We start from the raw sequence: 20183 nt of genomic DNA on the forward strand, positions 1-20183 counted from the left end.
TTACTTGACGTCTGCCGCGACCTTCAGCGACACGATCTTGTCGGGATCCTGCACCGGCTCGCCGCGCTTGATCTTGTCGACATTGTCCATGCCTTCGATGACCTGGCCCCAGACCGTGTACTGGCGGTTGAGGAAGGCGGCGTCGTCGAAGCAGATGAAGAACTGCGAGTTGGCCGAATTCGGGTTCTGCGAACGGGCCATCGAGCAGGTGCCGCGGCCATGGTTGGCGTTGGAGAATTCGGCCTTCAGGTCCGGCTTGTCGGAGCCGCCCATGCCGGCGCGCGACGGCGCGAAGGAGGGCTTGCTGGAATTGCCGAACTTGACGTCGCCGGTCTGCGCCATGAAGCCTTCGATGACGCGGTGGAAGACCACGCCGTCATAGGCGCCTTCGCGGGCCAGTTCCTTGATGCGGCCGACATGGCCGGGCGCCAGGTCTGGGAAAAGTTCGATGACGACCTTGCCCTTGGTCGTTTCCATGATGAGCGCGTTCTCGCGGTCCTTGATTTCGGCCATGTCAGATATCCTTTTGAGAAAACAGATTTATTTGTCGGCGGCGATGCGCACCTTGATCATCCGGTCGGGGTCGGTGACCGTACCGTTGTCCGCTTCGTCGCCCTTCTTGATATGGTCCACCAGTTCCATGCCGCTGACGACGTTGCCGACGATGGTGTACTGGCCATCGAGCGGCGGCGCCGGCGCGAACATGATGAAGAACTGTGAATTGGCGGAGTTGGGGTCCTGCGAGCGTGCCATGCCGACCACGCCGCGCTTGTAGTGCTCGGTCTGCGAGAATTCGGCGGGCAGGTCGGGCAGATCGGAGCCGCCGGTGCCGACGGCCTCGGCGCTGAAGCCCTTCTTCATGTTGCCGAACTTGACGTCGCCGGTCTGTGCCATGAAGCCGTCGATGACGCGGTGGAAGGCGACATCGTCATAGGCGCCCTGGCGCACCAACTTCTTGATCTGGGCGACATGCTTGGGCGCGAGGTCGGGCCTGAGCGCAATGGTGACGTCGCCGTCCTTCAGCGTGATGATCATGGTGTTTTCCGGATCGGCGGCGAAAGCCGAAACCGATGCGGTCATCAGACCGGCAAGCACAACGAGGAACGAGGCGAGCTTTTTCAGCTGCATGGTCTTCTCCGAGAAACTTATTTTGCGAATTTGGCGGTGAGCGCACCAGCAACCGCCGCGGGCACGAAGGGGCGGATATCGCCTCCCATCGAGGCAATCTGGCGGACAAGTGTGGCGGTAATGGTGCGCACGGACGGACTGGCGGGCAGAAAAACCGTCTGCAGCTCAGGCGCCATGGTCTCGTTCATGCCGGCCATCTGCATCTCATAGTCGAGGTCGGTGCCGTCGCGCAGGCCGCGGATCATGATCGAGGCGCCCTGTTTCCTGGCGGCATCGATGACCAGCCCGTCGAAGGCGACAACCTTGATGCGGGCGCCATCGTGGCCGAATTCCGCATTGGCAGCCGTCTCGATCAACCTCACCCGTTCCTCGAAGGAAAACAGCGGTGTCTTGCCGGGATGGATGCCGATCGCCGCGTAAACGATGTCGGCCACGGCCAGCGACGCCTTCAGCACGTCGAGATGGCCGTTGGTCAACGGGTCGAAGGAGCCGGCATAGAGGGCGATGCGTTCGATCATGGCTGGTGCTTCTAGCGAGCCTCTCTCGCAAAGGCAAATCCGATTGGCGCGCCGGCCGTGAACCTTTTCCGCCACATGAACGACAGATGAACACGCTGATCACGAAGCCTTCACGCAGCGTTCACTAGGTTGCACCTTAATAAGATGAAACCAAAATCCCATCTATCCGTTGTAAGGCGCAGGAGAACACGCACATGCTGATCTACATGCTCGCCACCGCAATGACCGTCGCCATGCTGATCGCCACCGTATTCGGGCTGCATCAGGAGGCTCAACGCGTCCGCGTCAAGGCCAACACCAAGCGCTTCGAAGGCTTCGGCCCCCGCAAGCCGTACCGTCACTACTAATATCGCCTGAACGTGCTGCCGCGCCGCCCCATGGGCCGGCGTTGCTATGTCAAAACCCGCAGCCGGACTTCACTCCGCTCCATCCGGGCCAGTGTCCGCCACCGGATCGGTCAAGGCAACACCTTCGACACTCTCTTCGGTTTCCTCGTCCGCTTGCGGTTCCGATATTCGTTCGACCGAAACCACCTTTTCACCTTCAGCGGTGTTGAAAATGGTCACGCCCTTGGTGGCGCGGCTGGCGAAACGGATGCCGTTGACCGGCACCCGGATGACGGTGCCGCCGTCCGACACCAGCATGATCTGATCGTCATTGCCGACCGGGAAGGTCGCAACCAGCCTGCCGATTTCGGCCGTCTTCGAGACGTCGGTGGCACGAATGCCCTTGCCGCCGCGCCCCGTCAGTCGGAAGTCATAGGACGACGAGCGCTTGCCGTAGCCATATTCGGTCACCGTCAGCACATATTGCTCGTGTGCCTTCAGGAACTCGTAGCGTTCGTCGGAAAGCTCCGTCTCCTCGCCGACCTCTTCGTTGGTCAGCGCGATCTCTTCCTCTTCGCCGGCGGCGATACCGGCGGCAAGCCGCCGTTCGGCCGCCGCTCGCCTGAGATAGGCAGCGCGTTCGGCCGGCGGCGCATCGACATTCTCGATCACCGCCATGGAAATCACCCGGTCGGTTTCGGCCATGGCGATGCCACGGACACCGACCGAGTTGCGGCTCTGGAAGACGCGCACGTCGCCGACCGAGAAGCGGATGCACTGGCCGGAACTGGCGGTCAGAAGCACGTCATCATTGTCGGTGCAGGTCTCGACGCCGAGGATCTCGTCGCCCTCCTCCTCCAGCTTCATGGCGATCTTGCCGTTGCGGTTGACCTGGACGAAGTCGGAGAGCTTGTTGCGGCGCACGGTGCCCCGCGTGGTGGCGAACATCACGTCGAGCTCGCCCCAGCTCGTCTCGTCCTCGGGCAACGGCATGATGGTGGTGATGCGTTCGCCTTGCTCCAGCGGCAGCATGTTGATCAACGCCTTGCCGCGCGACTGCGGGTTGCCGATCGGTAGCCGCCAGACCTTCTCCTTGTAGACGATGCCGCGCGAGGAGAAGAACAGCACCGGCGTGTGCGTGTTGGCGACGAACAGCCGGGTGACGAAATCCTCTTCCTTGGTCGACATGCCGGAGCGGCCCTTGCCGCCGCGGCGCTGCGCCCGATAGAGCGACAACGGAACGCGCTTGATGTAGCCGGAATGGCTCACCGTCACGACCATGTCCTCGCGCTGAATCAGGTCCTCGTCTTCCATGTCCGCGCCGCCGTCGGTGAGTTCGGTGCGGCGTGGCGTGCCGAACTCGTCGCGCACTGCGGCAAGCTCGTCCTTGACGATCTGCTGGACGCGGGATCGAGACGACAAGATGTCGAGATAGTCGATGATTTCGGCGCCGATCGTGTTCAACTCGTCGGCGATTTCGTCGCGGCCGAGCGCGGTCAGGCGCTGCAGGCGCAGCTCGAGGATGGCGCGCGCCTGCTCCTCGGACAGATTGTAGGTGCCGTCCTCATTGATACGATGGCGCGGATCGTCGATCAAAAGAATCAGCGATTCGACATCGCCGGACGGCCAGCGCCGCTCCATCAACTGCTCGCGCGCCGTCTGCGGATCGGGCGCGGTGCGGATCAGTTTGATGACCTCGTCGATGTTGGCGACGGCGATGGCCAGGCCGACCAGCACATGGGCACGATCACGCGCCTTGCGCAGCAGGAATTTGGTGCGCCGGGTGATCACCTCCTCGCGGAAGGCCACAAAGGCCTTCAGCATGTCCGTCAACGTCATCAGTTCCGGCTTGCCGCCGTTCAGCGCCACCATGTTGGCGCCGAAGGACGTCTGCAGCGGCGTGAAGCGGTAAAGCTGGTTGAGAATGACGTCGGCGACGGCGTCGCGCTTCAGCTCGATCACGACGCGGTAGCCCTGACGGTCGCTCTCGTCGCGAATGTCGGAAATGCCCTCGATGCGCTTGTCGCGAACCAGCTCGGCCATCTTCTCGATCATCGACGACTTGTTCACCTGGTAGGGAACCTCGGTGATGATGATCGACTCGCGGTCGTTGCCGCGCTGTTCGATGTTGACCTTGCCGCGCATGACGATCGAGCCACGGCCGGTCGCATAGGCGCTGTAGATGCCGGAACGCCCAAGCACGATACCGCCGGTCGGGAAATCCGGTCCCGGGATGATCTCCATCAGCGCCGGCAGGTCGATCGCCGGATTGTCGATGATGGCGATCGCGCCGTTGCAGACTTCGCCGAGATTGTGCGGCGGAATGTTTGTCGCCATGCCGACGGCGATGCCGCCGGAGCCATTGACCAGCAGATTGGGGAAGCGTGCCGGCAGCACTTTCGGTTCACTGCCGGAGGCATCGTAAGTGTCCTGGAAATCGACGGTGTCCTTGTCGATGTCCTCGAGCAACTCATGCGCGACCTTGGTCAGTCGCGATTCGGTGTAGCGCATCGCCGCCGGCGGATCGCCGTCGATCGAGCCGAAATTGCCCTGCCCGTCGATCAGCGGCACGCGCAGCGACCAATCCTGCGCCATGCGCACCAAGGCGTCATAGATGGAGGCGTCGCCATGCGGATGGTATTTACCCATCACGTCGGCGACCGGGCGGGCCGACTTCACATACTTGCGGTTCCAGTGGTAACCGCTCTCATGCGAGGCAAAGAGAATGCGGCGATGCACCGGCTTCAGGCCGTCGCGCACGTCAGGCAACGCGCGGCTGACGATCACGCTCATGGCGTAATCGAGATAGGAGCGCTGCATCTCCTCGACGATGGATATCGGCTCAATGCCGGTGGGGCCGCCCTCGGCGCCGCGCGGTGTCTTCTGGTCGGTCAAATCGGGTCACAATCTAATCAGGAATCACTTGACGCTTATATAGGAAGCAAGCCCGAAACTCCAATGTTCGCGGCACTTTTCCAGTGTCATTTTTGGTGGTAATTTCAAAAGGATACCACTAATTGCGACGATATGGCCGAGGTGCTTTTTGCGACCACCGAAGCAAAGGCCAAGGTGGAGCGTGTTTCTCGAGCGAGGACCACAAGCGTGACGAACTGGACCTCGTGGCTGCCGTTCCGCTCGCTGAGTGGGTGGACGCCGAAATATCTCAATGGTGATCTCGTCGCGGGTTTCACATTGGCCGCGATTGCCATTCCCGAGCAGATGGCCACGGCTCGTCTGGGCGGCTTCGCACCCGAGATCGGCTTTTTCGTCTTCGTCGCCGGATCGCTGGCCTTTGCTGTCTTCGGCGCCAGTCGCTACCTTTCGGCCGGCGCGGATTCGACCATCATGCCGCTGTTCGCGGGCGGTCTTGCCTTGCTTGCCGCCAGCGGCTCGCCCCAGTATCTGGCGCTTGCCGCGACACTGGCGGTGATGGTCGGGTTGGTGGTCATTCTTTGCGGGGCCTTGCGCCTCGGCTGGATCGCCGACCTCTTGTCGGTGCCGGTCACGACCGGCTTTCTGGCCGGCATCGCCATCCACATCATCGTCTCGCAACTGCCAGGGCTGCTTGGCTTGCCCGCCGAAAGCGGCGAAACCTTGCGGCGCGTCGGTGAGATCGCCGCCAACCTTCATCTCACCAACCCCTACAGCCTGGCATTGGGCCTCGGCGTGTTCGCCATCATCTTCCTCGCCGAGCGCGTCAGCGCCCGTATCCCCGGCGCGCTGATCGGCCTTGTGCTGGCGACACTGGCCGTCGTCGCCTTCGGTCTCGCGGATCGGGGCGTCGCCGTGCTCGGCGCCTTGCCGCACGGCCTGCCGCGTGCCGGCTTGCCGCTGGTCCGCCTCGACGACATCCAGGCGCTGGTTCCGCTGGCGTTGCTGATTGCCATCGTCGTCATGGTGCAGACGGCGGCCACCGCCCGCTCTTTCGTCCCGCAACAGGGCGAGGCCCCGGACGTCAACCGCGATTTTGTCGGCGTTGGCGCCGGCAGCATCGCTTCGGGGCTGTTTGCCGGCTTTCCGGTCAATGCCAGCCCGCCGCGCACGGCCATCGCCGCCCAGACCGGCGGCCATTCGCAACTGGCAGGCCTCTTCGCCGCCGCAATCGTGCTGGCGCTCGGCGCATTCGGTGGCGGCTTGCTGGCCAACGTCCCGCAGGCGGCCCTGGCGGGCGTGCTGTTGTTCGTGGCTCGGCGTATCCTGCGTTGGCAGGTGTTCGCCAATGTCTACCGGCAGGCGCCGCTCGAATTCCTCCTGATCCTCATCACCATGGCGGCTATCGTCGTGCTCCCCATACAGGTCGGTGTGGCGATCGGCATCGGCCTTTCGCTGCTGCATGGGGTGTGGAGCGCGACGCGCACGCAGCCCATCGAACTGGAGCAGGTTCCCGGCACATCGGTCTGGTGGCCGCCGACCGTCGGAAATGCCGCTGAACGGCTGCCCGGCGTGCTGGTCGTCGCGTTTCAGGCACCTTTGTCCTTCGTCAATGCCGATCGCTTCAAACGCGGCTTCCGTGATCTGGTCGACGCCGGCAATGGACGCGTGAAACTGGTCGTGCTGGAGGCCAGCAGCATCGTCGAAATCGACTACACCGCCGCCCAGGCACTGATCGAAACCATAACGCATTGTCGCAAGGCGGGCGCGATCTTCGCCGTTGCCAGGATGGAGTCACTGCGCGCCCAGGCGGCGCTGGCGCGATTTGGCATCATCGACCTCGTCGGCCCGCAACGGATATTCCACAGCGTCGACGCGGCCGTGAAGGCGCTGCATTCCGGTCAGCAGTCGCCGAAACAGGAGAGCCGGACATGACCACCCAAAGAGAGCATCTGCTGAACGCCGTCGCCGTCAAGGATTTGCGGCCGACGCAGATCACCGTTGGTATGCGGGAAGTGGCCTTGAAACGCCAGATGATCCGGTCGCAGAGTGCCAGGAAGACCGGCACTTTTCTCGGCAGGCACATGGTCCCCGTCGTGCTGGGGCCAAAGAAGCGCAACTACGTCACCGATCACCACCATCTCGCCCGCGCCCTGCTCGAGGAAGGTATCAAGGATGTCTTCGTCACGGTGACCAGCGACCTGTCGTCGCTCGACAAGGATGCCTTTTTCGTTGTGCTCGACAATCGCGGCTGGATGCATCCGTTCGACGAAACGGGTCGGCGGCGCGACTACGGCGCCATTCCGAAAACCATGGCTGAACTGGTCGACGATCCCTACCGAAGCATGGCGGGTGAGTTGCGCCGGCAAGGCGGCTTCGCCAAGGACACGACCCCGTTCAGCGAATTCCTGTGGGCGGATTTCCTGCGCCGGCGCATAGACCCGGACGTCGTGGGGAAAAACTTCGACAAGACGATGAAGGAGGCAGTGACGCTGGCCAAGGGCAAGGACGCGGACTATCTGCCGGGCTGGTGCGGCCCGACGTCGGACTGACCTGGCAGGGCCGCGACGGCGGATGTGGCCGGCAAGGCGCTGTTTGGCCGGCGGGTGCGATAGTCGCCGGGCGTCTCACCCATGACGCGCCGAAAACGACGGTTGAAAGTCGACAGATCGTTGAAGCCGGCCTCGAAGGCGATCACCGAGACCGTCTCGTTCGCCATACGCAGCCGCACCGCCGCGCGATGCAGCCGTGTCCGCAGCAGGAATTGGTAGGGCGTCATCCCGGTGACCTGGCGGAAAATCCGCAGGAAATGATAGGGGCTGGTCGCCGTCTCCTCGGCAAGCGCCGAAAGCGAGACCAGCCCGTCGGCATCCAGTTCGATCCGCCGCACCGCTTCGGCAACCCGTTTCTGATCACGGCGGCTCGGCGCGCGCCTGACAGGCGTGGCGTCGGTGGCGGCCGTCACTGACGCACCTGCGATGCGTAGGGAAAGTTCCTCGAAGGCGTCGTTGTCGGCCATGTCTCGCGCGGCTTCCGCCGTGGCCAGCAGTGGCGCCAAGGCCGGCAAGGGCGGCAAACGTGCCGCCTCGAAGGCCAGTTTCCTGGCGCCCGGCACGTCGGCGGCGATCCGCTCCATGTAGGCCGGCCCAAAATGGAACGAGAGGCAACGGTCACCGCTGCCATGCTCGTGCCCGCACTCGTAGCATGTGCCGGGATTGCCAAGCAGAAGGGAACCGGGCGCCAGCATCGCCGTACCTTGTTGCGCGCGATAACGGAACGTGCCGCTGGTGACCAAGGCGACGCAGAAATCCCGGTGTGTTTCCTCGAATGGCCGGTCGCCGGCTCCGGCTGTGCACACCACGTCCGACACCTGCCAGCCGGGTCCGGATGCGAGTGCGTGCGTGGTCGCTGTCATGGCCGAACTATAGCAATTTTTCCCAAGCCCAGAACCCCGTCACCGCCTACCCTTCCGGGTCTCCTGACAAGAAGAGACTGTAACCATGTTCGACCAATCCTCCTTTGCCCAATCTTCCTTTGCACAAGCCTTGCACAGCCCAGGACCAGCAGAAGGGCTTGCCGAACAACTGAACCTTTACGGCCGCTTCGTCGGCGCCTGGACGTTCGAGGCATCGCGTCATCTCGAGGACGGCACCGTTCTGACCGGGCGCGGCGAGGTGCATTTCGGTTGGGTGCTGGAAGGCCGCGCGATCCAGGATGTGTGGATCCTGCCCGCGCGCGACGCCGGCCCCTCGCCCTCGCTCGGCAAATGGACTTTTTATGGCACGACGCTGCGGGTCTACGATCCTGGCGCGGACGCCTGGCACATTTTCTGGAGCGATCCGCGCAACCAGTATTTTAGCCGCCAGCTCGGTCGCGCCGAGGGCGACACGATCGTGCAGGTGGGCGCCGACGGCACCGGCTCTTCGGTGCGCTGGAGTTTTTCCCGCATCACCGACAGCAGCTTCCGCTGGCTTGGCGAACGCTCACAAGACAACGGCGAGACATGGCGGCTGGAGGTCGAGTTCCTGGCGCGCCGAGCGACAACAACCTGACGCCACAAGGCATTGTATCAATGGAGAAAAATATGTTCGATCACATCTCGATCGGTGTCCGCGACGCGGCAACATCCAAGCGTTTTTATGACGCCGCGCTGAAGCCGCCTGGCTACAGCTGTCTCAGCCAATCCCCGGGCTCGCTCGGCTATGGCGCACAGAGCGTCGCGCTATGGGTCAACGAAGCGCCGCAGCCGGTACCGGCAGACGAAAAGTCCGGCCTGCATTTCTGCTTCGCCGCGCCAACGCGAGGCGGCGTCGATGCCTTTTATGCCGGTGCACTGCGCGAAGGTGGCAGCGACAATGGAACGCCGGGCCTGCGCGCCGACTATGGTGAAAACTATTATGCCGCCTTTGTCATCGATCCGGACGGCTATCGCCTCGAGGCCTATTGCAGCGCTGCCGGCTGAAACCAGTCAAGTCTCCAGTATCGTCGCTCCGACAGTTCCCACCGACCGGGCTTTGCTCTACCAATACCATGGTGCGGGCTCTGCCCGGTGGGAGGGGTCAGAGATGCCGAATTTCGACAGCCTGTTCAACGCCTTCGTCACCATTCTCGTGACCATCGATCCGCCTGGCCTGGCGCCGCTTTTCCTCGCCGTGACACGCGGCATGAACCGCGAGGAGCGCCAGCAGGTTTCCGTCCGCGCCTCGATCATCGGCTTCCTGGTGATGGCGCTGTTCGCGGTCGCCGGCGCCTCGATCCTGTCGGTGTTCGGCATCACGCTCCCGGCCTTCCGCGTCGCTGGCGGCTTCCTGCTGTTCTTCATCGCCTTCGAAATGGTGTTCGAGCGCAGGCAGGACCGCAAGGAGAAGATCGGCGACGTCGCCATCACCAAGGACATGATCCACAACATCGCCGCCTTTCCGCTGGCGATCCCGCTGATCGCCGGCCCCGGCGCCATTTCGGCGACGGTGCTTTTGTCCGGTTCATTCCAGGGATTTGGCGCCCAAGCGGCGCTGGTCGGCATCATCTTCGTCTGCCTCGCCATCACCTATCTGGTGTTCGTGCTGTCGGAACGCATCGACCGCATCCTCGGCCAGACCGGCCGTTCGATCCTGACGCGATTGCTCGGTGTCATCCTGGCGGCGCTTGCCGTGCAGTTCGTCGCCGACGGCATCAAGGCGCTGATGGCAGGGTAGTGCGCGACCAACCCTGAGGCCGGCCCCTACTTCGCCGTCGTATCGATCACTTCGAAATCATGGGTGATGGTGGCGGTCTTGGCCAGCATCGCGGAGGCTGAGCAGTATTTTTCGATCGAAAGGTTGATCGCCCGTTTGACCTTGTCGGTGGACAGCGACCGGCCCTTGACGATGAAATGCATGTGGATGCGCGTGAAAACCCTGGGCTCGGTTTCGGCCCGGTCGGCGTCGAGCTCGACGACGCAGTCCTCGACCGCCTCGCGCCCCTTTTCGAGTATATGCACCACGTCATAGGCCGAACAGCCGCCGGTGCCGATCAGCACCAGTTCCATCGGGCTGGGGCCTGGCGTCTTGCCTTCCGGTCCAAACGCGGTTCCCAGCACCAGTTTGTGACCGCTAGCGGACTCACCGACGAAGGTGCGCTCCTCGACCCATTTGACCCGTGCTTTCACAGAACTCTTCCTTTCACCATATTTCCTTGATCGCTAAGTCAGCGCTCAATTCGACAACGCAAAACCCCGAAAGTCCATGAACGACTCTCGGGGCATTGCGCTTGACTTAAGCCAAAAATGGCGTTCGACGTTGCGATCAGAACGGGATTTCGTCATCCAGCTCGCGCGACGAACCGCCGCCACCCTTGGGAGCGCCGCCGCCACGATTGAAGCCTTCGCTCGGGCTGGACTGGCCGAAATCGGAACCACGGTTGCTGCCGCCACCGGAATAGCCGCCGACCTGGCCACCTTCGCCCTGCCCGCGCGCGTCGAGCATCTGCAGCTCGCCACGGAATTTCTGCAGAACGACTTCCGTCGTGTACTTGTCGTTGCCGGTCTGGTCCTGCCATTTGCGCGTCTGCAGCTGGCCCTCGACATAGACCTTCATGCCCTTCTTCAGATACTGCTCGGCCACCTTGGCGAGCTGGTCATTGAAGATGACGACGTTGTGCCACTCGGTCTTCTCCTTGCGCTCGCCGGAATTCTTGTCACGCCAGCTTTCCGACGTCGCAATGCGAATGTTGACAACCGGCTCGCCGGAGTTCAGCCGGCGGACTTCAGGGTCCGCGCCGAGATTGCCGACCAGAATGACTTTGTTGACGCTACCCGCCATCTTACTTCTCCGCGCTCATCCGAAACAATTTTTTATTGGCGCACCTTACAGGCTCCGGCCGAACCTCGCCTGCTGTGGCTGCCTTTTCCCACAAGGTTTTTGTTCCCTTTTCGTTCCTATATGCAGCACCGCTGATTGTCAAGGAATGGCAGCAATGCCCGAGCCCTCATATGGGTTTCAAAACAGTGCTTGCCAAATCGATAAGTATCGACTTATGTTTTGCCATGATCGAAGCAGAGATTTTCCGGGCCCTGGCCGACCCGACGCGCCGCGCCGTCTACGAGCGCCTCGCCACCAGCGAGATGAGCGTGTCGGAACTGCGCAGCGGCATGACGGTGTCGCAGCCGGCGGTGTCGCAGCATCTGGCGGTGCTGCGCGGCGCTGGCCTGGTGGTCGAGCGGCGGGCCGGCCGCAACGCCTACTACCGTGCCGATCCGCAAGGGCTTGCCCCCCTGCTCTCCTGGATCGAACGCTACCGGACCTTCTGGCCCGAGCGCATCGAGAGGCTGAAGGCGGTTTTGAAGGACATGGATCAATGAAGGACACGGGATCAATGACCGGCGAAAGCCAAAGCGAAGTCGCTCCTGATGCACTCGAGTTCGAATATGACCTTGCCGAGCCGCCGGAAAAGGTGTGGCGGGCGCTGACTATGCCGGAACTGCTCGCCGCCTGGATGATGCCGAACGACATCAGGCCGGAGATCGGCAATCGTTTTGCCTTCGCCGGACCGGGTGCGCCGATCGAATGCGAAATTCTCGACGCCGAGCCCGAACGACTTTTGCGTTATTCCTGGCGCGAGCGGCCGCAGCCAGGCGATGCCGCGCCGCAGGACCCGCTCGACAGCACCGTCACCTTCACACTCGCCCGCACCATTTCCGGCGGCACGCATCTGCGCATTGTTCATGATGGCTTTGCTCGCAAGGCGATGCCCGCTGTTGCCATGGCAGGCGCCGGCTGCCGGCTTTCGCTGGGGTTGCGCAAGGCCCGAAAACCCATCGCCGCGAACACGCCTCTGCTGATGCAGCGCGCGGCCTGAACAAGGACAATGGAGAAGACTATGAGCGGTGTTGCCAATCTGGTGCCGATGGTGATCGAGCAATCGAGCCGCGGCGAACGCGCCTTCGACATTTTCTCGCGGCTGCTGCGCGAGCGCATCGTCTTCATCAACGGCGAGATCAACGACGACGTCTCGGCGCTGGTCTGCGCGCAACTGCTGTCGCTGGAATCGGACAATCCCGACAAGGAGATTTCGCTCTACATCAACTCGCCCGGCGGCGTGGTGACCAGCGGTTTCGCCATCTACGACACGATGCAATACATCAACTGCCCGGTGTCGACCGTGTGCATGGGCTTTGCCGCCTCGATGGCCTCGTTCCTGCTGATGGCCGGCACCGCCGGGCGGCGGATCTCCCTGCCGAACGCCACCATCCTGCTGCATCAGCCGCTGGGCGGATTCCAGGGTCAGGCCTCCGACATCCAGCGCCATGCCGAGCGCATCGGCCAGACGAAGCGGCACATGGCCGAACTCTATGCGCAGCATTGCGGCCGCACCTATGAGGAGGTCGAACGCACACTCGATCGCGACCACTTCATGACGGCCAGCGAGGCCCAGGCCTGGGGCATCGTCGACCATGTTTTCGATACGCGCAAAAAGGCGGCGTGACGGCGCGCAGCCGCCGAGCTGAACCGAGGTCGATCGACCAACGGCGATTTTTGCCGCCGCCGCTCTGGTTTCAGCCCGGTCGCGGCACTATAGTTGGCCAATGCTCCTCAAGGTTTCACGCACTGGTTTGAACCGGCTGATTGCTGGCGTTGCCGCCGCGGCCATGACGTGCTGCGCTGCCTTTGCCGAAGACAGTTCGGCAAATCCACAGCAAGGAGCCCTGCCCGGCGTGACAAGCGATTATCGCATCGCCAAGCCGGCCCCCGAGCCCGAACCCGACGATGCGGTCCCCAGCAATGGGAACGGCCAGTTCAAGATCGGCGATACCGATGTCAGGATTTCCGGCAGCATCACTATCGATATGGGCGCTGGTGCAACCGGGCTGCCGCGTCACTGACGTTGCGCATGCAAGGGGGACTGTAGCGCAAAAAAACAGCCCCGCCGTGCTTTGAGCAACGGACGGGGCTTTTCTGGATCTAAAATCCATATTTTACCGGGAGTGTACTGCCGGCGTTTGATTTCGGATGCTTCGCGGCATTCAACCGACGATCCGACTAGCAGTCTCTGATTTTTGTGGGATATGGCAGGTCACGGTTTGTCGGGCGGCGCAAACGCCTGGCCCTGGCACTTATGCCTGCCGCGGCTCCAGCGACACGTGGAGCCTCAAGGGACTGTCCGGTGGCGTCATGCTCCGCTCCTTGTCCGTTGCGACGTTGTCGTCCCGAAGCGCTAATCGCGAATGCCTGCGGCGTCTCGCAGACCGCCTTTGAGCGGCGAGGCCATCGAAAGACGGCCGGCTCCGTTGACTGTCGGAGTCTGCTCCCCTGAGTCGGGGACGTCAACCTTTCAATAGCCGATTACGAAAAATGTGATCGCCAGGCCCGCCGACCAACATGGGATGCACAGCTTTTGTCAGGAGCATGTTCGGCCTTTGTTCTTTCTGCTTGCCCCTTCGCGCGAAAGACGGTTAAACGCTTCTGATCGAGAGTTTGTGGCGTCTCTCGACGTGGCGGCAAAAAGACCTACATAGGGGATGGCCGGGAGATACCCGCCAATCCCACGAATTCCAGATTTGAGGCGGCGACCGGCGATGGCCGACCATAAGTACCTTTCCATTCGCGGGGCGCGCGAACATAATTTGAAGAATGTCGATCTCGACCTGCCGCGTGACAGCCTGATTGTCATGACCGGCCTGTCGGGTTCCGGCAAATCGTCGCTTGCCTTCGACACCATCTACGCCGAAGGCCAGCGCCGCTATGTCGAAAGCCTTTCGGCCTACGCGCGGCAATTCCTCGAAATGATGCAGAAGCCGGACGTCGATCAGATCGATGGCCTGTCGCCCGCCATCTCCATCGAGCAGAAGACCACCTCGAAGAACCCACGTTCGACGGTCGGCACCGTCACCGAGATCTACGACTATATGCGCCTGCTCTTCGCGCGCGTCGGCATCCCTTATTCGCCGGCTACCGGCCTGCCAATCGAAAGCCAGACGGTCAGCCAAATGGTCGACCGCGTGCTGGCCGTCGAGGAAGGCACGCGCCTGTTCATCCTGGCGCCGATGGTGCGCGGCCGTAAGGGCGAGTACCGCAAGGAATTGCTGGAGTTGCAGAAGAAGGGCTTTCAGCGCGTCAAGGTCGACGGCGTCTTCTATGAGATCGCCGACGTGCCGGCGCTTGACAAGAAGTACAAGCACGACCTCGACGTCGTCGTCGACCGCATCGTCGTGCGCGGCGATCTGGCGACCCGGCTCGCCGACTCCATCGAGACGGCGCTGAAGCTGGCCGACGGGCTGGCGGTGGCCGAATTTGCCGACAAACCGCTCGACGCCAGCCAGACCGGCGAGGATTCGGTCAACAAGTCGAAGAACGAGACGCATGAGCGCATCCTGTTCTCGGAAAAATTCGCTTGCCCAGTCTCCGGCTTCACCATTCCCGAGATCGAGCCGCGCCTGTTCTCCTTCAACAACCCGTTCGGCGCCTGCCCGACCTGCGACGGCCTCGGCAGCCAGCGCGCCATCGATCCCAACCTCGTCGTGCCCGACGAGAACGTATCGCTGCGCGACGGCGCCGTCAGCCCGTGGGCGAAGTCGACCTCGCCCTACTACGCACAGACGCTGGAAGCACTCGGCAAGGCCTATGGCTTCAAGCTCGGCGACAAATTCAAGGACCTGACGGTTGAAGCTCAGGAAGCCATCCTGCGCGGCACCGGCGAGCGCGAGATCACCTTCCAGTATGATGACGGCCTGCGCTCCTACAAGACGACCAAGACTTTCGAGGGCGTCATTCCCAATCTCGAGCGACGCTGGAAGGAGACCGAATCCGCCTGGATGCGCGAGGAAATCGAGCGCTTCATGTCGGCCACCCCTTGCCCGGTGTGCAAGGGCTATCGGTTGAAGCCCGAGTCGCTGGCCGTGAAAATCGCTGGCAAGCATATCGGCGAAGTCACCGAGCTTTCCATCCGCAAGGCCGACCAGTGGTTCACTGACCTGCCGGCGTCGCTCAACGACAAGCAGAACGAGATCGCGGTGCGCGTTCTCAAGGAGATCCGCGAGCGGCTGCGCTTCCTCAACGATGTCGGGCTCGACTATCTGACGCTGTCGCGCAATTCCGGCACGCTGTCGGGCGGCGAAAGCCAGCGCATCAGGCTGGCCTCGCAGATCGGCTCCGGCCTCACCGGCGTGCTCTATGTTCTGGACGAGCCGTCGATCGGCCTGCACCAGCGCGACAACGCCCGCCTGCTCGACACGCTGAAGCACCTGCGCGACATCGGCAACACGGTGATCGTCGTCGAGCATGACGAGGATGCCATCCTGCATGCAGACTATGTCGTCGACATGGGTCCGGCCGCCGGCATCCATGGCGGCGAGATCATCGCCCAGGGAACGCCGCAGCAGGTCATGGCCAATCCCAATTCGATCACCGGCAAGTACCTGTCGGGCGCATTGGAAGTGGCGACGCCCGGTGTGCGGCGCGAGGCCAGGAAGAACCGGCGCCTGAAGATCGTCGGCGCGCGCGGCAACAATCTGAAGAACGTGACCGCCGAAATCCCGCTCGGCACCTTCACCGCCGTGACCGGCGTGTCGGGCGGCGGCAAGTCGACCTTCCTGATCGAGACGCTATTCAAGGCCGCGTCGCGCCGCATCATGGGCTCGCGCGAACATCCCGCCGAGCACGACCGCATCGAGGGTCTCGAATTCCTCGACAAGGTCATCGACATCGACCAGTCGCCGATCGGACGGACGCCGCGCTCCAACCCGGCCACCTATACCGGTGCCTTCACGCCTATCCGTGACTGGTTCGCCGGCCTTCCCGAAGCCAAGGCGCGCGGCTATCAGCCCGGCCGCTTCTCGTTCAACGTCAAGGGCGGCCGCTGCGAGGCCTGCCAGGGCGACGGCGTCATCAAGATCGAGATGCACTTCCTGCCCGACGTCTACGTCACCTGCGACGTCTGCCACGGCAAGCGCTACAACCGCGAGACGCTCGACGTCCTGTTCAAGGGCAAGTCGATCGCCGACGTGCTCGACATGACGGTCGAGGAAGGCGTCGATTTCTTCGCCGCCGTTCCCGGCGTGCGCGACAAGCTCGACACGCTGAAGCAGGTCGGCCTTGGCTATATCCATATCGGCCAGCAGGCGACGACGCTGTCCGGCGGCGAGGCGCAGCGCATCAAGCTCGCCAAGGAACTGTCGCGCAAGGCGACCGGCAAGACACTCTACATCCTCGACGAGCCGACCACCGGCCTGCATTTCCACGACGTCGCCAAACTCCTGGAGGTGCTGCATGAACTGGTCGACCAGGGCAACACGGTGGTGGTCATCGAGCACAATCTCGAGGTGATCAAGACCGCCGACTGGGTGCTGGATCTCGGCCCCGAAGGTGGCGACGGCGGCGGCGAACTGGTGGCGTCCGGCACCCCGGAAGCGATCGTGCGCGAAAAGCGCAGCTACACCGGCCAGTTCCTCAAGGAGCTTCTGGAACGGCGCCCGGGAGGCAAACGCGAAGCGGCGGAGTGATGGTCGAACCGGCTGGCGCCTGGAGAGCTTTTGAATGACCATCAGAAGAGCGCTTGCCGGTGATCTCCAAACTGTCATCTCGCTGACTACGGCGGCCTACGCGCCCTACACCGCGCTGTTCGGTGCACCGCCGATCCCGGTCACCGAGGATTATGCGCCGCGCATCGCGCGCGGTGAGGTCTGGCTCTTGGAGAATGGCGGGGAGTTGGCTGGACTGCTGACGCTCGAACGGCATGACGATCACGCGATGATCTTCTCCGTTGCCGTCGCCCCCGGCTTTCAGGGCAAAGGTTTCGGCATCGCGCTGCTCAAGCACGCGGATGAGCAAACCCGCCTGTGGGGCTTGCCCGAGGTGCGGCTCTACACCAACGCCAGGATGGAGCGGAACATCGCGCTCTACCTGGCCTACGGTTTCCACGAAACGGGTCGCCGGCCCAATCCCTACCGGCCAGGATGGATGCTCGTCGACATGGCAAAACCGGTCGACGAAACCACGACGGCCTGATTTTTCTGAACACGGGAGGATGACATGAGCAAATCGGGAAAGATCCGCGCCGGCATGGGCGGCTGGACCTTCGAGCCCTGGGACACGTCCTTCTATCCCGACAAACTGTCGAAGGCGAAGCAACTGCACTATGCCAGCCGGCAAGTGCCGAGCATCGAGGTCAACGGCACCTATTATTCGAGCTTCAAGGAGCCGACCTTCGTCAAATGGGCAAGCGAGGCGCCGGACGGATTCGTCTATGCGCTGAAGGGCAACCGCTTCGTCACCAACCGCCGCGTGCTCGGCGAGGCCGGCGAATCGATGATGCGTTTCCTTGGCTCGGGCGTTGCCGCACTCGGCGAAAAGCTCGGACCGATCCTGTGGCAGTTCGCGCCGACCAAGAAATTCGATCCCGATGATTTCGAAGCCTTTCTGAAACTGCTTCCGGCAAAGCAGGACGGTGTTGCGCTGCGCCATGCGGTCGAGGTCCGCAACGACAGCTTCATCGTGCCGGAATTCGCCGCGCTTGCCCGCAAATACAAGGCGGCAATCGTCTATGCCGACCATGCCAAATATCCTGCAATCGCCGATGTCACCGGCGATTTCATCTATGCCCGGCTGCAGACCGGTAGCGATGACAATCCGGACTGCTACACGCCGAAAGGTCTCGATGAGTGGGCAGCGCGAGCAAAGACATGGGCAGAGGGCAAGGTGCCAACCGACCTGCCGCGCGCCGATCCCGCCACCGAGGCGCCCGTGCAGCCACGCGACGTGTTCGTCTACTTCATCACCGAGGGCAAGGTCCGCGCGCCGTTCGGGGCGATGGCGCTGATGAAACGCGTGAGCTAGAGGGCGGGGACGACTGCCCTTCAGCTTCTTCTCTTTAGCATCGGATCCCAAAACCGGTTTCCACTTTGAGTCAGATGCTTTGACGCAGCGGAATCGCGCATCTTCGCCCTCATCGTAACCTTATCGATACCTCCTTGCTGCATGAATCCAGCGCGGCCAAGTCGCATATCCGGGACCGCCGCGGGCAAGGAACGAGGGGCATGTCGCTCGACTACAACTCACTTCTGCTGGCAGTTGGTTTTTCGGCTGCCTGCCTGAGCCTGACGTTGTTCGGCACGTGGCTGACCGCTCGTACGGATAAGTTCCTGCTGACATGGGCGATCAGCGCATTGCTGGTGGTCGGCGACGTCTTCACCTACGACGCCTATATCGCCACGCCCGGACGTATCCTTGGGTTGGCCGCCTTCACCTTGCTGCTTGTCGGCTTCTCGATGATGCTTGGCGCTGCCCATCAGTTCAGAAGCGGCGGCTCACCCATGCCACGTATCCTGATGGGCAGCGGCATTTCGCTTGCGGTGACGCTGCCGCCCATGGCGTTAGGCTATGACGGTCTCGGTTTCATGTTCGAGAACCTGTTCGCCGCGCTGCTCTTGTTCGCGACGGCCGCCGAATACTGGAAGGGGCGTGCCGAGGCACCTGCCCTGGCGATCGGTGCCGCCGCGCTCTATTCGGCCACGGCCATATCCTTCGTGCTGTGCGCGGCGGTTCTGGCATGGGATGGCAGACTGATCCTTGGACATGCACCAAGCAACTGGGCAGAGGATCTGAGTCTCATCGTCGTCATCGCCAGCATGACAGGTATCGGCGCATTGTCGCTGGCGCTCAATCAGGGACGCTTGGCCAGGCATCACCGCCGCAATGCGCTGACCGATCCCTTGACCGGCCTGCTTAACCGCCGCGCCTTGTTCGACCTGCATGGCAATGTACCGGTCGGCGCATTCACCGCTGTGGTCGTGTTCGATCTCGACAGCTTCAAGGCCATCAACGATGAATTTGGCCACGCCGCGGGTGATGAAGTCCTGAAGGTATTTGCCGGCGAACTCGCCGCCAATCTTCGGCCGACCGATGTCGCCGCACGCATGGGCGGCGAGGAATTCGCGCTGGTGTTGAAACGGACCTTGCCCGAAACGGTGGAGGCCACCGCCGAGGCAATACGGGCAGCTTTCGCCGCGTACCGCATCGAAACCGAGGCCGGACCCCTGACATGCACGGTCAGCGCTGGATTTGCTTTCGGCACCAAGGAAGGCCTCAGCTTCGACAAGGTGCTCAGCGCCGCCGACAAAGCGCTCTACGCCGCCAAGCGCGGCGGCCGCAACCGGGTCACCGCCTCGGCATTGCGCCGCGCGGGCTAGAGTGGTCGGCCTTATTGCCAATTATCCGTGACCTCCCGCATGGTCACTGCCTCGACCTGCTCACTGAACCGCGAACAATAGAGTTCCATCAGTGCGTCGTGCGTCTCATCTGCAGAACTGCAGATGGCGTCGGTGACGAGAACAACGCGAAAGCCACGATCGATGGCGCCAAGTACGGTGGCGAGCACACAGACGTCGGTTTCACCTCCCGTAATCACCAAGGTATTTACGGCTGAGCCATGCAGTAGGGCGTCGAGGTGCCCTTCAGTCCATGGCGAATAGACACGCTTGTCGACAAGTTTGGCCGGCGGCACAAAACGTCGAAGTTGAGGCATGAGCTCGATCAGACCTGGGTCGATACGTGAAAGCGTCACTTCCGCCCATCGGCGATAGTAGCTCGCCCACATTCCAGGGCCCTCGCCCGGACGCTTGGCGGGAATAAAGCGGGTGAAAAGTGTTCGCTCCGGCTGTCTGGCGACCAGCTCCTCTATGGCCGGCACGACTTTCTCGGTCCATGGCACGGCCCAAGGCCCATCCACTCCGAACAGGCGCTGCATGTCGACGCAGACATGCAGGCAGTTTTCGCCAAGAGGTCCGTGAACTAACCCTCGTGCGGCCACGGCTGGTCTCCATCAACCATGCCCTGCCGACTAGCCTGCCTGGCCGCTCTCGCCTCGGCCA

22 protein-coding genes are annotated in these 20183 nt (G+C 62.6%); 14 read left to right on the forward strand and 8 right to left on the reverse strand.

Annotated features, from left to right (window positions below):
- The 3 genes from BLS48_RS01310 to coaD all read right to left on the reverse strand — a co-directional run bounded on the left by BLS48_RS01310 (position 1) and on the right by coaD (position 1646).
- Positions 1–513 (reverse strand): peptidylprolyl isomerase, encoded by a 513-nt coding sequence (locus BLS48_RS01310; protein WP_091574968.1) that lies wholly within the window; start codon positions 511–513, stop codon positions 1–3.
- Positions 514–540: 27 nt separating this feature from the next.
- On the reverse strand, positions 541–1080 hold the full coding sequence (locus tag BLS48_RS01315; protein WP_244529503.1) for a peptidylprolyl isomerase: 540 nt from the start codon (positions 1078–1080) through the stop codon (positions 541–543).
- A 65-nt stretch (positions 1081–1145) separates the two neighbouring features.
- Positions 1146–1646, reverse strand: coding sequence for a pantetheine-phosphate adenylyltransferase (gene coaD, locus BLS48_RS01320; protein ID WP_091574972.1), 501 nt, complete (start codon positions 1644–1646; stop codon positions 1146–1148).
- Between the two features lie 194 nt (positions 1647–1840).
- Here coaD and BLS48_RS01325 point away from each other — a divergent pair, with 194 nt between their 5' ends.
- Positions 1841–1993, forward strand: coding sequence for a hypothetical protein (locus tag BLS48_RS01325; protein WP_082525247.1), 153 nt, complete (start codon positions 1841–1843; stop codon positions 1991–1993).
- A gap of 69 nt (positions 1994–2062) precedes the next feature.
- On the opposite strand, the gene gyrA is transcribed toward BLS48_RS01325, so the two are convergent.
- The gene (gyrA, locus tag BLS48_RS01330) at positions 2063–4867 is read right to left on the reverse strand and encodes a DNA gyrase subunit A (RefSeq protein ID WP_091574974.1); all 2805 of its coding nucleotides are present in this window, start codon (positions 4865–4867) and stop codon (positions 2063–2065) included.
- A gap of 132 nt (positions 4868–4999) precedes the next feature.
- Here gyrA and BLS48_RS01335 point away from each other — a divergent pair, with 132 nt between their 5' ends.
- Together BLS48_RS01335 and BLS48_RS01340 are read left to right on the forward strand one after the other, a co-directional pair.
- Positions 5000–6778 carry a SulP family inorganic anion transporter gene (locus BLS48_RS01335; RefSeq protein WP_091574977.1) on the forward strand — a complete coding sequence of 593 codons (1779 nt, stop codon included), beginning with the start codon at positions 5000–5002 and terminating at the stop codon, positions 6776–6778.
- Positions 6775–7395, forward strand: coding sequence for a ParB-like protein (locus BLS48_RS01340; RefSeq protein WP_091574979.1), 621 nt, complete (start codon positions 6775–6777; stop codon positions 7393–7395). The genes BLS48_RS01335 and BLS48_RS01340 overlap by 4 nt, the downstream gene beginning before the upstream one ends.
- Here the strand turns inward: BLS48_RS01340 and BLS48_RS01345 are convergent.
- A complete protein-coding gene (locus tag BLS48_RS01345; protein ID WP_091574982.1) occupies positions 7359–8258 on the reverse strand; it encodes a helix-turn-helix transcriptional regulator in 900 nt (299 codons plus the stop codon). The two genes, BLS48_RS01340 and BLS48_RS01345, sit on opposite strands and share 37 nt — an antisense overlap.
- A gap of 85 nt (positions 8259–8343) precedes the next feature.
- Between BLS48_RS01345 and BLS48_RS01350 the strand changes: the two genes are divergently transcribed.
- The 3 genes from BLS48_RS01350 (at position 8344) to BLS48_RS01360 (ending at position 10038) form a co-directional block, all read left to right on the forward strand.
- On the forward strand, positions 8344–8895 hold the full coding sequence (locus BLS48_RS01350) for a hypothetical protein (RefSeq protein WP_091574984.1): 552 nt from the start codon (positions 8344–8346) through the stop codon (positions 8893–8895).
- Positions 8896–8927: 32 nt separating this feature from the next.
- Positions 8928–9305, forward strand: a complete 378-nt coding sequence (locus BLS48_RS01355; protein ID WP_091575613.1) for a VOC family protein — start codon at positions 8928–8930, stop codon at positions 9303–9305.
- A 103-nt stretch (positions 9306–9408) separates the two neighbouring features.
- Positions 9409–10038 carry a MarC family protein gene (locus BLS48_RS01360; RefSeq protein ID WP_091574986.1) on the forward strand — a complete coding sequence of 210 codons (630 nt, stop codon included), beginning with the start codon at positions 9409–9411 and terminating at the stop codon, positions 10036–10038.
- Positions 10039–10064: 26 nt separating this feature from the next.
- On the opposite strand, the gene BLS48_RS01365 is transcribed toward BLS48_RS01360, so the two are convergent.
- Entirely contained in the window at positions 10065–10490 is a 426-nt protein-coding gene (locus tag BLS48_RS01365; RefSeq protein WP_091574989.1) for an OsmC family protein, read from the reverse strand.
- A gap of 136 nt (positions 10491–10626) precedes the next feature.
- Positions 10627–11142, reverse strand: a complete 516-nt coding sequence (locus BLS48_RS01370; protein WP_091574991.1) for a single-stranded DNA-binding protein — start codon at positions 11140–11142, stop codon at positions 10627–10629.
- Between the two features lie 224 nt (positions 11143–11366).
- On the opposite strand from BLS48_RS01370, the gene BLS48_RS01375 reads away from it, so the two are divergent.
- The 8 genes from BLS48_RS01375 (at position 11367) to BLS48_RS01410 (ending at position 19502) form a co-directional block, all read left to right on the forward strand.
- Positions 11367–11681, forward strand: coding sequence for an ArsR/SmtB family transcription factor (locus BLS48_RS01375; protein WP_091575614.1), 315 nt, complete (start codon positions 11367–11369; stop codon positions 11679–11681).
- A gap of 14 nt (positions 11682–11695) precedes the next feature.
- Entirely contained in the window at positions 11696–12178 is a 483-nt protein-coding gene (locus tag BLS48_RS01380) for an SRPBCC family protein (protein ID WP_091575615.1), read from the forward strand.
- A gap of 21 nt (positions 12179–12199) precedes the next feature.
- Positions 12200–12805: an ATP-dependent Clp protease proteolytic subunit gene (locus BLS48_RS01385; protein WP_091574993.1), complete on the forward strand. Its 606-nt coding sequence runs from the start codon at positions 12200–12202 to the stop codon at positions 12803–12805.
- Positions 12806–12968: 163 nt separating this feature from the next.
- Positions 12969–13202, forward strand: coding sequence for a hypothetical protein (locus tag BLS48_RS01390; protein WP_244529504.1), 234 nt, complete (start codon positions 12969–12971; stop codon positions 13200–13202).
- A gap of 693 nt (positions 13203–13895) precedes the next feature.
- Positions 13896–16817: an excinuclease ABC subunit UvrA gene (uvrA, locus tag BLS48_RS01395; protein ID WP_091574998.1), complete on the forward strand. Its 2922-nt coding sequence runs from the start codon at positions 13896–13898 to the stop codon at positions 16815–16817.
- Between the two features lie 34 nt (positions 16818–16851).
- On the forward strand, positions 16852–17322 hold the full coding sequence (locus tag BLS48_RS01400; RefSeq protein ID WP_091575001.1) for a GNAT family N-acetyltransferase: 471 nt from the start codon (positions 16852–16854) through the stop codon (positions 17320–17322).
- Positions 17323–17346: 24 nt separating this feature from the next.
- Positions 17347–18150, forward strand: coding sequence for a DUF72 domain-containing protein (locus BLS48_RS01405; RefSeq protein ID WP_091575003.1), 804 nt, complete (start codon positions 17347–17349; stop codon positions 18148–18150).
- A gap of 200 nt (positions 18151–18350) precedes the next feature.
- Positions 18351–19502, forward strand: a complete 1152-nt coding sequence (locus BLS48_RS01410; RefSeq protein ID WP_091575004.1) for a GGDEF domain-containing protein — start codon at positions 18351–18353, stop codon at positions 19500–19502.
- Between the two features lie 11 nt (positions 19503–19513).
- Here the strand turns inward: BLS48_RS01410 and BLS48_RS01415 are convergent, their stop codons facing one another.
- A complete protein-coding gene (locus tag BLS48_RS01415; protein ID WP_091575007.1) occupies positions 19514–20122 on the reverse strand; it encodes a cysteine hydrolase family protein in 609 nt (202 codons plus the stop codon).
- Positions 20123–20183 lie beyond the last annotated feature (61 nt).

The sequence above is a fragment of the Mesorhizobium qingshengii genome (assembly GCF_900103325.1).
In the GTDB taxonomy this organism is placed as follows: domain Bacteria; phylum Pseudomonadota; class Alphaproteobacteria; order Rhizobiales; family Rhizobiaceae; genus Mesorhizobium; species Mesorhizobium qingshengii.